This window comes from Janthinobacterium foliorum (assembly GCF_978021625.1).
Genome location: NZ_CDXDQE010000015.1, coordinates 1 through 13,708, shown reverse-complemented (window position 1 = coordinate 13,708; position 13,708 = coordinate 1). Strand labels below are relative to the sequence as shown.

General features: G+C 56.7%; 9 protein-coding genes. 4 read left to right on the top strand and 5 right to left on the bottom strand.

Annotated features, from left to right (window positions below):
* Positions 1 to 519, top strand: a complete 519-nt coding sequence (locus tag ACZ92H_RS24585; RefSeq protein WP_465051343.1) for a hypothetical protein — start codon at positions 1 to 3, stop codon at positions 517 to 519.
* A gap of 3 nt (positions 520 to 522) precedes the next feature.
* Here ACZ92H_RS24585 and ACZ92H_RS24580 read toward each other — a convergent pair whose 3' ends face one another.
* Positions 523 to 1,239, bottom strand: coding sequence for an SDR family oxidoreductase (locus tag ACZ92H_RS24580; RefSeq protein WP_465051342.1), 717 nt, complete (start codon positions 1,237 to 1,239; stop codon positions 523 to 525).
* Between the two features lie 168 nt (positions 1,240 to 1,407).
* Between ACZ92H_RS24580 and ACZ92H_RS24575 the strand changes: the two genes are divergently transcribed.
* Both ACZ92H_RS24575 and ACZ92H_RS24570 read left to right on the top strand, forming a co-directional pair.
* Positions 1,408 to 2,712: an MFS transporter gene (locus ACZ92H_RS24575; RefSeq protein WP_465051341.1), complete on the top strand. Its 1,305-nt coding sequence runs from the start codon at positions 1,408 to 1,410 to the stop codon at positions 2,710 to 2,712.
* Between the two features lie 335 nt (positions 2,713 to 3,047).
* Positions 3,048 to 4,628 carry an isocitrate lyase gene (locus ACZ92H_RS24570; RefSeq protein ID WP_092798247.1) on the top strand — a complete coding sequence of 527 codons (1,581 nt, stop codon included), beginning with the start codon at positions 3,048 to 3,050 and terminating at the stop codon, positions 4,626 to 4,628.
* A 209-nt stretch (positions 4,629 to 4,837) separates the two neighbouring features.
* Here ACZ92H_RS24570 and ACZ92H_RS24565 read toward each other — a convergent pair whose 3' ends face one another.
* Positions 4,838 to 6,259 carry a carboxypeptidase-like regulatory domain-containing protein gene (locus ACZ92H_RS24565; protein WP_465051340.1) on the bottom strand — a complete coding sequence of 474 codons (1,422 nt, stop codon included), beginning with the start codon at positions 6,257 to 6,259 and terminating at the stop codon, positions 4,838 to 4,840.
* A 299-nt stretch (positions 6,260 to 6,558) separates the two neighbouring features.
* Between ACZ92H_RS24565 and ACZ92H_RS24560 the strand changes: the two genes are divergently transcribed.
* Positions 6,559 to 8,607, top strand: a complete 2,049-nt coding sequence (locus tag ACZ92H_RS24560; RefSeq protein ID WP_465051339.1) for a M13 family metallopeptidase — start codon at positions 6,559 to 6,561, stop codon at positions 8,605 to 8,607.
* A 514-nt stretch (positions 8,608 to 9,121) separates the two neighbouring features.
* On the opposite strand, the gene ACZ92H_RS24555 is transcribed toward ACZ92H_RS24560, so the two are convergent.
* From ACZ92H_RS24555 to ACZ92H_RS24545, 3 genes are all read right to left on the bottom strand, one after another.
* Positions 9,122 to 10,381, bottom strand: a complete 1,260-nt coding sequence (locus ACZ92H_RS24555) for a restriction endonuclease subunit S (RefSeq protein ID WP_465051338.1) — start codon at positions 10,379 to 10,381, stop codon at positions 9,122 to 9,124.
* Entirely contained in the window at positions 10,374 to 12,008 is a 1,635-nt protein-coding gene (locus ACZ92H_RS24550) for an HsdM family class I SAM-dependent methyltransferase (protein WP_465051337.1), read from the bottom strand. Before ACZ92H_RS24550 ends, ACZ92H_RS24555 begins: the two co-directional genes overlap by 8 nt.
* On the bottom strand, positions 12,002 to 13,708 hold a 1,707-nt coding region (locus ACZ92H_RS24545; RefSeq protein WP_465051336.1), incomplete at its 5' end, for a type I restriction enzyme subunit R domain-containing protein. The genes ACZ92H_RS24545 and ACZ92H_RS24550, both read right to left, overlap by 7 nt.

Genomic DNA, 13,708 nt, shown 5'->3' with positions numbered 1-13,708 from the left:
ATGCTCTTATCACTCGACGCCCCCGTCTGGCCCACCCTGGAAGGCGGCTACCGCATTGCGTATGACGCCAGCGGCGCCCTCAAGGCCATGCAGGCGGGCGAGGATGTGTGGCATGAACTGTGGGAAGAACTGCACCACCAGGGCGATGTGGGTGTCGCCTCGTATGCGGCCGTGCCCCAGCTCGTCCATATTCTGGCTGGCGCCCCGTCACGCCCCGAGGATTTCTATGCCCTCATCGCCTTGATCGAGCTGGAGCGCCACCGCCCCCACAATCCGCCGCTGCCGGACTGGCTGGCCGACAGCTACCGCGATGCCTGGGCGCAGCTGCCCGCCATCGCGGCGCGCGACCTGCAAGGCCAGCTTGACCCCGTCGTGCTGGAAGCCATCTTTGCCGTGCTGGCGATGGCCAAAGGCAACTTGCGCCTGGGCGCGCTGCTGCTGCAGATGGACTCGTCCGAAGTGGACGACTGGCTGGAAGAACGGCTGGGCTGGAGCGAGCTCTACGGCGAAGGCGCGTAGCGCTTAAAACCGCTCGTCGCGGATCGCCGGCATCACCAGTTCGCGCACGAACGACACATTCGACAAGCTCAGCAGCATGCGCACGACGGCGACAACATCGTGCACGGGCATCAGCGCGCCACCACCGCGCTCCGCTGCATCCGCCAGCGGCACGTCCAGTCCATCCTGCGTATTCAAATAGCCCAGTTGCAGCACCGTCACGGCCAGGCCCTGTGCGCGGAAACTTTCACGCAAGGCGTCGGCGATACCGTTCAGGGCGAATTTCGAGGCGCTGAACGCCACTTCCGGGCGGCCGCTCTGGCGCAGGCCGGAGGTGGAGCCCGTAAGTATCAGCTGCGGCTTGCGGCTGTTCAGCAGCCTGGGCACCAGGCGCTTGAGCAGCAGGATCGTTGCCGTGATGTTGATATGGATCATGTCGACGATGGCCTCGTCGGCATCATCGAGGAAAGCGTAATCGTCGCTGAAAGCTTTTTCTTCCCATACGCCCAGGTTGTAGATCACGGCGTCGAGCTCGGCGGGTGCTTCGCGCGCGATGCAGGCGACGGCCTCGGCGGGATCGGCCATGTCCGCCGCGATCCATTGCAGCTGCGTGCCCTCGATGCTATCCAGGTCGGCAGGCCGCTGGCGCGACACGCCGGTCACGGCATGGCCGTCATTGCACAGGCCATCGGCCAGCGCCCGTCCCAGTCCCCGGCTGGCGCCCACGATCATGATCTGCATCCCCATTCCTTTCTGCGTAGTCCCACAATGGAGGGCGATGATAGTTGCGTTTTATTAAATGTGGCTGAGGAAACCACGGCATGGGCGGCCCGCCGCGGCGTTTACTGAATCGGCGGAAATGCGTATGCTAGGTCTGGCAATCTCCGATAACACACAAGAACGAGACACATGCCTACCTCCAATTCCGCCGCAAGCAACGCCGCAACCCGTCCCCTCACCCAACAAGACTACAAGACCCTGTCGCTGGCCGCCCTCGGCGGCGCGCTGGAATTCTACGATTTCATCATCTTTGTCTTCTTCGCCAACGCCATCGGCCAGCTATTCTTCCCGCCGGAAATGCCCGAGTGGCTGCGCCTGCTGCAAACCTTCGGCATCTTCGCCGCCGGCTATGTCGTGCGCCCGCTGGGCGGCATCGTCATGGCGCACTTCGGCGACTTGCTGGGCCGCAAACGCATGTTCACCCTCTCCATCCTGATGATGGCCGTGCCGACCCTGCTGATCGGCCTGCTGCCCACGTATGCCACCATCGGCCTGGCGGCGCCATTGCTGCTGCTCCTGATGCGCATCTTCCAGGGCGCGGCCGTGGGCGGCGAAGTGCCGGGCGCCTGGGTGTTTGTCTCGGAGCACGTGCCCAGCCGCTTCACGGGCTTTGCCTGCGGCGTGCTGACGGCGGGCCTGACGGTGGGCATTTTGCTCGGCTCACTGGTCGCGACGGGCTTGAACACCGTCTACACGCCGCAAGAAATCACGGACGGCGCCTGGCGCTACCCGTTCCTGCTGGGCGGCATCTTCGGCTTCGGCGCCATGTATCTGCGCCGCTGGCTGCATGAAACGCCCGTGTTTGCGGAAATGCAGCAGCGCAAGGCCCTGTCGACGGAAATGCCCCTGAAATCCGTGCTGCGCAGCCATCGCGGCGCCGTTGTCGTCTCGATGCTGCTGACGTGGATGCTGTCGGCCGGCATCGTCGTCGTCATCCTGATGACGCCGGCCCTGCTGCAAAAGATCCACCACATCGCCCCGCGCACCACCCTGGTGGCCAATACCGTGGCGACCCTGTGCCTGGCCTTCGGCTGCATCATCGCCGGCATGCTGGCCGACCGCCTGGGCGGCAAGCGCGTGATCGGCGTCGGCTCCGTGCTGCTGGCCATTTCCACGTATATCTTTTACACCACCGTCGGCAGCCGCCCCGACCTGCTGCTGCCCCTGTATGCCATGACGGGCCTGTTCGTCGGCGTCGTCGGCGCCGTGCCCTACGTGCTGGTGCAAGCCTTCCCGGCGCAGGTGCGCTTCTCGGGACTGTCGTTTTCCTACAACCTGTCGTACGCGATTTTCGGCGGCCTGACGCCGGTGGTCGTGACCCTGATGCTGAAGAACAACGTACTGGGTCCCGCCTATTACGTGATCGGCGTGTGCGTGATCGGCATGCTGACGGCCTTGTTCATCAAGGATCAACGGCAGACCGTGGGACGTTAGACGCTGCGCCGTCGATCAAAGCCACCTTCGGGTGGCTTTTTTTTCGCCCCGAATGCCGCGCTGCACCAAAATCTGAAAAGGCGTTTCACATCGCGGGATCTGCTGGGTCAACGGCCCACCTCGCCGCTCTCACTTTTTGAAAATTCATTTCATATCCCGAAAAATAGTAATTAATACCTTTAAAAACAAATACTTAATTTAAGTTATATGTCTTATATAAGACTTGAAGATCAATGTGAATCAGCCTACTATTTAGTCATGCAGTTTGCTTCGACAAGACGTTGTGGCGCACTCGGCGATTTTCTCAAACATAGCTTTCTTTTTAGGAGATTCACATGTCCCAATACCAAGACGACATCAAAGCTGTTGCCGGTTTGAAAGAGCAACAAGGCAGCGCCTGGAACGCCATCAATCCCGAGTCCGCCGCCCGCATGCGCGCCCAGAACAAGTTCAAGACCGGCCTGGACATCGCCCGCTACACGGCGAAGATCATGCGCAACGACATGGCCGCCTACGATGCGGACCCATCGAAGTACACCCAGTCGCTGGGCTGCTGGCACGGTTTCATCGGCCAGCAGAAGATGATCTCCATCAAGAAGCACTTCAACAGCACCGACCGCCGCTACCTCTACCTGTCCGGCTGGATGGTGGCCGCCCTGCGCTCCGAGTTCGGCCCGCTGCCAGACCAGTCCATGCATGAAAAAACTGCCGTCTCGGCCTTGATCAAGGAGCTGTACACCTTCCTGCGCCAGGCCGATGCCCGCGAACTGGGCGGCCTGTTCCGCCAGCTCGATGCGGCACAAGGCGCCGACAAGCAAGCCATCCAGGCCAAGATCGACGGCCACGTCACCCACGTCGTGCCCATCATCGCCGACATCGACGCCGGTTTCGGCAATGCCGAAGCGACCTACCTGCTGGCGAAACAGTTCATCGAAGCGGGCGCCTGCTGCATCCAGATCGAAAACCAGGTGTCCGACGAGAAACAATGCGGCCACCAGGACGGTAAAGTGACGGTGCCGCACGAAGACTTCCTGGCCAAGATCCGCGCCATCCGCTATGCCTTCCTGGAACTGGGCGTGGACGACGGCATCATCGTGGCCCGCACCGATTCGCTGGGCGCCGGCCTGACCAAGCAGATCGCCGTCACCAATGAACCAGGCGACCTGGGCGACCAATACAACTCCTTCCTCGACTGCGAAGAAGTGTCGGCCGATGCGTTGGGCAATGGCGACGTCATCATCAAGCGCGAAGGCAAGCTGCTGCGCCCGAAACGCCTGCCAAGCAACCTGTTCCAGTTCCGCGCCGGTTCCGGCGAAGAGCGTTGCGTGCTCGACTGCATCACGTCGCTGCAAAACGGCGCCGACCTGCTGTGGATCGAAACGGAAAAACCGCATATCGCGCAAATCGGCGGCATGGTGAGCGAAATCCGCAAAGTCATCCCGAACGCCAAGCTGGTGTACAACAACAGCCCGTCGTTCAACTGGACCCTGAACTTCCGCCAGCAAGTCTATGACGCGATGAAAGCGGCCGGCAAGGACGTGTCCGCCTATGAACGCGCCCAGCTGATGAGCGTGGAATACGACCAGACGGAACTGGCCGCCACGGCCGACGAGAAGATCCGCACCTTCCAGGCCGACTCGGCCCGCGAAGCCGGCATCTTCCACCACCTGATCACCCTGCCGACCTACCATACGGCAGCCTTGTCGACGGACAACCTGGCCAAGGAATACTTCGGCGACCAGGGCATGCTGGGCTACGTGGCCGGCGTGCAGCGCAAGGAAATCCGCCAGGGCATCGCCTGCGTGAAACATCAAAACATGTCCGGCTCGGACATCGGCGATGACCACAAGGATTACTTCAGCGGCGAAGCGGCACTGAAGGCAGCCGGCAAGGACAACACCATGAACCAGTTCTGATTGCAGCACCCCCGGGTGCGCTCTGCAGGCAGCACGCTGCAGAGCGCACCCGCCGTACTATCCACAGCCAGGCCCGCCCGCCTGGCTGTGGCATTTCTGCCCTCGCGCTGCGACTGGCGGCATCCCGCCGCAAGAACCGCGGGCCGGCGGTCGAGGCAGGCCATCGCGCACACCACCGCCCCCCTTCGCGCCCCGAATGCCGCGGCCGCTTACTGCAGCTTGAGCTCGATCCTGTCGTCGTTCAGCAACACCACCGAGGCATCGATCAATTGCTGGCTGGTGATGTCCTTGTCCTTGTACTTTTCGACTGCCTGCTTCGGCAAGTAAAAGCGGTACACCTTGGCCGTCACATTGCGGTAATTCTCCGACCGGTCGGCCACTTGCGTCGCAACGCTGATGTCATAGCCATCGACAGGCAGCCTGCCGTAGGATTTGGTGACGTCCAGGATCTTGCGCACCAGCTCGTCAAAAACGATGGACCCCAGCTGCGTATTGCTGAAGCGTTGCCTGCCCGGTTCAAGCGGCTGCAGCACGGGCAGCGACAGGTATTTCCTGTTCTTGAAGGTCGAGAGGCAGATGCTGCCATAGTCGAATGTGGCCTCCTTCTGTGCAACGATGTTGCGCAGCAATTCAACCGAAGGCAGCACCTGCTTGCCCACTGCGGTCAAGGCCGGGGTCGTCAGCGCTCGGCACAAATAATCGTCCTCCCGCGTCATGGTCACGTCGAAGGTTTTTTTCGGCTGGCTCAGCTGCTCGACAAAATAGGCGGTCGCGTCATGCATGCCTGGCGCGCGCGCTTTCACCGTCATCCGGAAATTCGGCTCCGTCAGAGCAAACTGCACCTTGCCAGGACAAATGCCATTGGCGCCCGTCATGCAACGGAGTTCCGGACCGCCCGGAAATACCTGCACATCGACGGTGGCGCCGGCCACCGGCTGGCCCTTGCTGTCGAGCACGGTCACTGGCGCCAGCGTGCGCAGTTGCCGATACAGGGTCGCGTCCAGCGCATGGGATAGTCCTCCCGCCGCTTCCGCAGTCACGTAGCCATCCTTGCTGACATCGGCCCACACATTCGGGCCCAGCTTGGCATAGTTGACGCACACGGAACAGCTGCCCTGCGCATTGGTGTTGCAAACAGGCGCAAGCCCGGAGCGCAGGTCCAGTTCCGAATGGGCCGGGCTGAGTATCTGGGCGCGCGCGTCGGCCACGGGCAAGCCAAACTCGTCCTTGACCGATACCTGCACCGGCAAGCTCCTGGTCAGGGTCACCGCCGTGTCCAGCCGGTCTTCATTGACGAAGAAGGAACTCTTCACGGACAGCACGCCGGTTTCCGCATAGCCAGCACAGCCGCCGGCAACGGCGGCGACAATCCCCGCGTTGACGGGACTGAACGAGGTGAAGGTGATAGCGCAGCTGCCGTCCTGACCGGTGATGCATTCGCCCCCTGCCTGATCATAGCCGCTTGCCTCGACGGTATACACGCGGGCGTTCGCAACGGGGCGCTGCGCGTCATCGAGCACCGAGAAATGGTAGTGATGGGTGCGCGTCAGGGCCTGCGCCAGTCCGGGGGCCATGGCCAGCGCTGTCGCCAGCATCAATAAAATGGGGAAACGTCGGATATCAAGGTGCATGGATCGTTGTGGAAAGATGTGGAATGCCTCCGGATGACATCATTGCGCGCACGGCAGCGCCATGTTCTCCGGGCCTTTGCTGGCCATGGTACGCGTTCCGCCTGCGTTCGTGGGGCACAACATGGCGTGCATCGCCCCGCCGGCACGGCGATGGGCGCCTCTTCTGCACAGGAATGGGTGGCGCGGCCCCGACATTCCTGTTGATTCCCTGCCGCGCCCGGCAGGTATAATCCTGCCCCACATGCCTGGAGACAGCATGTTCTCCACCATGAAGTCAAACTACAATTAAAGGAATCTTCGTGCATCGTTCCCTGATCAGCGCCGCCTGCTGCGCCTTGTTCGCCCTCTCCTCCCCTGCGCTGTACGCGCAGCAAGCCGCCAATCCTGCCGCGCCCGTCTCCGGCATCGACCTGACAACCCTCGATCCGGCCGTGAGCCCGAAAGAGGATTTCTATGGCTACGTCAACGGCGTCTGGACCCGCAATACGCAAATCCCGGCCGACAAATCCGTCTGGGGCACCTACATCGAATTGCGTGAAATCGCCCAGGGCCAGCTGCGCGGCCTGATCGACGCCACCCTGAAAAATCCCGGCAAGCCAGGCAGCGAAGCGCACAAGATCGCCGACCTGTACACCAGCTTCATGGATGAAAAGGCGCGCAATGCCGCCGGCTTCAAACCCGTCAAAGCGGACCTGGCCCGCGTCGCCGCCGTGAAGGACAAGAAGGACTTGCCGGCCCTGTTCGCCTACCTGCAAGGCAATGGCATCGCTACGCCGTTTTCCGCCTATGTCGCGCCCGATGCGCAAGATCCCGAGCGCTACACGATCAACATCAGCCAGTCCGGCCTGGGCCTGCCTGACCGCGACTATTACCTGAAGGACGACGACGCCAAGCTGCAAGCCGTGCGCGCCAAATACCTGAAACACATCGAGACGATGCTGGCCATGAGCGGCGACAAGAAGGCCGCCGAGCACGCGGCGCAGATCCTCGACGTCGAGACGCGCCTGGCCGCCGTGCAATGGACGCGCGTGCAGATGCGCGATCCCGTCAAATCGTACAACCGCGTCGCCTTCGACCAATTCGCCGCGCTGGCGCCGGCGTTTGACTGGCAAGCCTACTTTGCCGCCGCCGGCATGGCGAAGAAGGAAACCTCGGCCGTGGTACGCCAGCCCAGCTTCATGACAGGTTTCTCCGAGACGGTGGCTGCCGTGCCGCTGGAATCATGGAAGAGCTACCTGAACTGGCGCATCATCGAAAGCTATGCCTCATTCCTGGACAGCGCCACCGTCAAGGAACGCTTCGCCTTCGAAGGCACGGTGCTGCGCGGCGTGCCGCAGAGCGAACCGCAGTGGCAGCTGGCCCTGCGCTTCACGGACAGCGCCCTGGCCGATGCCGTCGGCAAGCGCTACGTGGAGATGTACTTGCCGCCAGAGACCAAACCGCGCGTGATGGCCATGTTCGACAACTTCGTCGCCTCGTTCAAGGATGGCATCGAGCAGCTGGACTGGATGGGCCCGGAAACCAAGAAGGAAGCCCAGCTCAAGCTGGCCGCCCTGAAGCCGAAGATCGCCTACCCGGACAAATGGCGCGACTACAGCAGCATGGCAACGCAGCCGCATGACCTGATCGCCAACGTGCGCGCGTCGCGCGTGTGGAGCCAGCAGCAAAATCTGGCCAAGCTGGGCAAGCCGGTCGACCGCGACGAATGGTCGATGACGCCGCAAACCGTCAACGCCAGCTACAGCCCGTCACTCAACGCCATCACGATTCCGGCCGCCATCCTGCAGCCGCCGTTTTTCAACGTGAAAGCGGAAGATGCCGTCAACTACGGCTTGCTGGGCATCACCTTCGGCCATGAAATCAGCCACGCCTTCGACGACTCGGGCAGCCAATACGACGCCAAGGGCCGTTTGCGCAACTGGTGGACGGCGCAAGACCGCGCCGCCTTCAAGGCCCTGGCCGCCGGGCTGGTCAAGCAATACGGCGCCTACAGCCCCGTGCCCGGCTACCATATCAACGGCGAGCTGACCCTGGGTGAAAACATCGGCGACAACTCCGGCCTGTCGATCACCTACAAGGCATATCAGCGTTCGCTGCACGGCAAGCCATCGCCCGTGCTCGACGGCCTGACGGGCGAACAGCGCCTGTACATCGGCTTCGCCCAGAAGTGGCGCGCCAAGCTGCGCCCGGAAGCGGCCATCGCTCAAATCAAGAGCGACCCGCACTCGCCAGGCGAATTCCGCGCCAAGGGCACCGTGATGAACCAGCCGGGATTCTACGAGGCGTTTGACATCAAGCCGGGCGACAAGATGTACCTGGCGCCGGAGCAGCGCGTGATCATGTGGTAAATATCAAGACGGGGGGATGAATCGGCTTTGATTCATTTGCTGTTTTGGATTGAAAAAGCCCGCTTTGCGCGGGCTTTTTTGCGAGAGGGGGATTCGAATCATGGCTGGCAATACTTATGGATGGCTAAATTCGACGGACGGTAGATTGAAGAATGCCCCAAACTATGCCCTTAACAAAAAACTGTCTGCCTGTATCATGAATTATTGCAAAAAAATATCTATTCGAAATAAGGATTGAAAATCCTTGTGTCGGTGGTTAGATTCCGCCCGGACCACCAAGAATAAAAATGAAAGCGCCGACCCACGCAGGTCGGCGTTTTCGTTTTCAACGCAAGAAGTCCTCACGTCCGGCCTATTTCCGCCCCCCTCCGCCAGTCAACCCAAGCGCCCGAATCAGTCATCCGATGCGCTCCACGTCTGCCTCTGCAGCGCAGAACGCTTTCAGACGATTCCCAATCTGACTTGAGCAGGGACTCATTCGTCAATGCACTGGACTTAAGGGTCACCTTGGACGTCACCCCACTCTGACCTGTCCGTTCATCAGCATGGGTAGGAGCCAATCTCGAAGTTGTGCTAAGCCCTCATTTTCTTGAGTGTTATTGCTAATCTTCTCAAACACTGGCTCAACGATTGCGGAAAATTGCTCTATGACGTCCCTATTCGGAATTGCAAGTTTAGTCATTTCGATGTCATTCGAAACGATGGAATTGAAGACTGACCCAGAAGACTTGACCTTTAGATGCTCGATCAATTCTTTGGCAAGAAAAAAAAGATACACATGACTAACACCTGGATTAGCTCGCAATGCATAGCAGGATTGATTCATAGCCATATCGCCACCAGCCAATACTAGCCGCCCCACAGAACCACGCGCAGTGATGAAAACTGTATGCTTACCGAAGAGCCTAGTGCTGCTTCCTTTCAAACCAGATTCGGTAATGTAATCTGCTGTAGAAAATTTAAAGATGGTACCGTCGGCATCAGTGGGGGTGAAGAATGGAATAGTTCCGCCCCAGTATTCCGACTTCTTTTTTGTGGGAGTTCCACCACCGAGCAGATCAGCCACAGTGAGAATGTTAGCGCCAACCCACTCCAATGGGATTTCTCGTTTCAGTATGTCATTATATTCCATCTTTCCATCAGAAGATTTGTAGGGTCTGCCGTTGGTGTCGGGAAAATCAAACTGCACGAACCAGTAATCATACAATGTCTTTGCCATCGCGGCGAGTTCGGCGTTGATGCGGTTGTTACAGTCAATTTTCTGGTTCAACAAATAGAGAAAATCCCCACATTTAACTTGCTCGTCGTAGTCAGGAAGAAGCAAATCTAGGTACGAAAATATTTCTTCGTTCAGACTAGCTCTCAATGTCAATACAGCATTGTTAGTCATAGTTTTTCTGAACAGAGGACTCCTCAAGTAGAATCCCATGAACTTGGGATAGGTTACTTTCTCTTTTATCGGTCTTAGCCTTTTCAGGAATCCACTATATGTGGCTTTCTCGTAGCTTTTTAACGCAACAGAACTCATACCAAGCTCATCGACAACTTCGCTTGTTCTAGTTAAGTAAATGTCGCCTTCATTAATCGAGTAAGTCTTTTGTTCGCGTTCGGACGTATCCATCCGATCAACGAGGTTGTCCGGCAAAAAGTAATTGTTGAACACGGCCGAAAAAGACAGGAATGGCGCTCCATGACCGGCCTGCTCAGGTTTTGACGATATTCCCGAAGCCATTTGATATAGGTCGGCAAACTTATGACGAGTTAGCTTACTCATATCGCAATCCTCCTGATTGCTTCTTGATCTCTTTCTCCAGCCGAGCCGACTCCTTGAACAGCACGTCTAGTTTGTCAGTAAACCCTCGAATCTTCGCATTGAACTGAGCAGATGTCAGATCAGCATATTCAATTTTCACTTCAAAATACTGCCCAGCGCTCAAACTATAATTTTTTTCAGCGATCTCCTTGTAACTCACCACTACCGAGAAATCCGCAACAGTCTCTTTGCTGTTGAAGGCAGCGATAATGCGATCTTCTTCTATTTCAGAAAGCAGTGTTTTCTGATTTTTACCGTCCTTGACCTTGGTCCCGAGGCTAGATGCATCGATCAATACCACATCACTTTTGTTGGCGGCATCAATAAACAGGATTGATACGTTGGTACCGGTGGTTGCGAAGATGTTGCTGGGCATAGAAACCACGCCTGCCAACATTTTTCGATCCACTAAATGCTGACGAATTCCTTTATCAATTCCACTTTGCGCAGCGATGAAACCAGTTGGCACTACCACTGCGGCTTTACCACCCGGTTTGAGCGAATAGATAATATGCTGCAAGAAAAGGTGATAGATGGCCATTTTTTCTGTGGCCTGCTTCGGAATATTCGGCACGCCGGCGAAGAAACGTTCCCGATGCTCTTCGGTGTCCAGCTCATTGCGGAAATCGCTAAAATCCATCTTGAATGGAGGATTGCTGACGATGTAGTCAAACTTCCTGAGTACCTTGCCGTCTCGGTGATAGGGATGCAACATAGTGTTGCCCTGGATGATGTTGGGGATAGAGTGAACCAGGTTATTAAGGATTAGGTTTAGACGGAGCAGGCTGGAAGATTTCTGTGAGATGTCCTGCGAATAGATACTGCAGCGCTGCTCTCCAATCGCGTGGGCAATGTTCATCAATAGCGTACCAGAGCCAGCAGAAGGGTCATAGCAACTGACGTTTTTAATCTTACCGCGTACGGTTTCTGGCACAAGGATAGCAGCCATGATCTTGGCGACGGCATGCGGTGTGTAATACTCCGCATATTTCCCGCCACTGTCCTTGTTGTAATCTTTGATCAAATACTCAAATAACGCAGCATAGAAATCGTATTTCTGCGTAAAAATACGCTCAAAACTAAAATCCCCTAACTTATTGATGATGGCGCGACAGAAAGCATCACGCTTAGACGGGTCGGTGATAAATTCACTCACTCGGTCGAATAAAGTGATCTTGGCACCACCATCGGTTTTGACTGCAAAGATTTCATTATTGCTGATCGCTATATCACGCAACGTATCATCAAATAGCTTGGAAAATTCCGGAGCGGTCTGGCGATTCCATAGATGGGCGATAAAATGCTCGGGCTTCAATCGGGCAGTGTCTGGCCCCATGCGCCGATGAAGTTTACCAAGCTCCTCATCGCTTAGGTTAACGATAGCCTGTTCCCACTTATTGTCTTTCGCCAGGTCCGGTCGGATTTTCTTGGCCTCGAATGCGAACTTGTCGTTAAGAAATTTATAGAGAAAGACCTGGGTGATGATCTTAAATTCGTTACCATCGTTACCCAAGCCAAATGCGGCGCATATGGCCTTGAGGCTGTCGATTAGTTCTCGAGTGCGTTGTTCAAATTCCTGCGTTACCAACTTTGTGCTCCTATTCTGCTACCTGATGCAAATTCGTTCATATATTCATTCACTATCAAGTGATTGATAGTGTCAGCGGCGTCAAGATTTAGATCAATCCTTTGGCGAGTCTCGAACTCGTCCAACACAATCGGCATCATCAGGCGCCCGAAGTAGCTTTCGTTGCCCAGCAATTGGGTGTTTTGCAGCACCTGTTCATCTGCTTGTTGCTTGACGCCGAAAAGTGCTTCAAAAAGGCGGCGCTCAGTTTGCGTTACCGTACCGCGCTCTTGCAAACGCTTATGGATTCGGGTGAATTTGACATCACCTCGGTATTTAGCGCGTAGCTGATTGTTCTGGCGGTTCAGCTCCTTGACCTTGTCATAGATGACATTGAGCGCGCCGATGTTGGTGGACATTTCCTCTTGGCTTACTTCGTTCAGCTTCTTTTTCTTAAACAGCCGTTCCAGCTCTTCCCTGAGGGTGATGAACTTCGGGTCTTGCTGGTCGAAGTTATCGACCAAGGCTTCTCGGGTCCGGCGCAGCGTGCTCTTGAGCTTGTCAGCTAGAACCAACTCTTCTTCCTTGATCTTGGTAAACAGGAACAGCACATCTTCTAATGCGATATTGAGCAAGTTACTCGTATCGGTGCTGGACTCGATGCTTTCCTTTAGGTTGAGCAGATCGAGGTGGTTACTTGTCTCACGGTAGAGCTGGTTAAGCTTTTGGAAATCGAGGTGCTGAAGGAACGCATTGTCACCTTGCAAGCGGATCAGATTGTAAAGGTTGCGCGCATCGGCCAGCGCCTTCTTGAGCGCCAGCACCGTAGCACGGTCCTGAATCTGATTGATTTGCTGTGAGAAAGCCTCAGCGTTTTCGATATCGAAGCTAAACAGAATATCCTTGATGGCTTCGATTTCCTGAGCGATCTCTTCTGCGGATTTAAACAGATTGGAGTAATGTTCAACTTCGTCGCCCAACTCAGCCTGCAATTCGTCGAAATATGCCTTGTTGGTGGCATCGAACTCTTTGCGGATGTCTGCGAAATCGACGACATATCCGTAGCGAAAATCCTTATAGGTACGATTCACGCGGGTGAGCGCTTGCAGCAAATTGTGCGAACGAATTACCCGCCCGAGATAGAGCTTCTTCAAGCGCTTTGCGTCAAAACCAGTGAGCAGCATGTTGTAGACAAACAGCAGATCGATCTTGCCGGCTTTGAATTCTTCAACCCATTGCTTACGCTCTTCCTTGTTCCCCACGTCATGCAAAATCAGCGCCGCATTTTTCGCCCTGTTCTCTAGCAATTTACGAGCAGCGTAGCTCTCCGGCATTGTGGCGGCAATCAATTCTTGAGCGGAGTCTTCTACGGCAAAGGCCGATGCGGACGGAGCTGCATAGATAGCGTTAAAAATCTCGAACATCTGGCGCGCCTGTTCGGCACTGTCGCAAATTACCATGCCGCCGATACTAACCTCACCAAGAACGCTGCGGCTCTTCTCGAAATCACGCACGATGTAATCGAGCATGGGCTCGACAAATTTCGGATGTGCGTAAATAAGGTTTCGGTCGATATCACCCTGCTGCAGCTCTATGTAGTGGTTTAATGTACCTGGACACCAATTTAGGCGAGAATGCTCGCCATGGAGAGGTGTTTGATGAGCAAGCAAAGACGTACGTTTTCCCCTGAGTTCAAACAGCAGGCAGCATGCTTGGTGCTG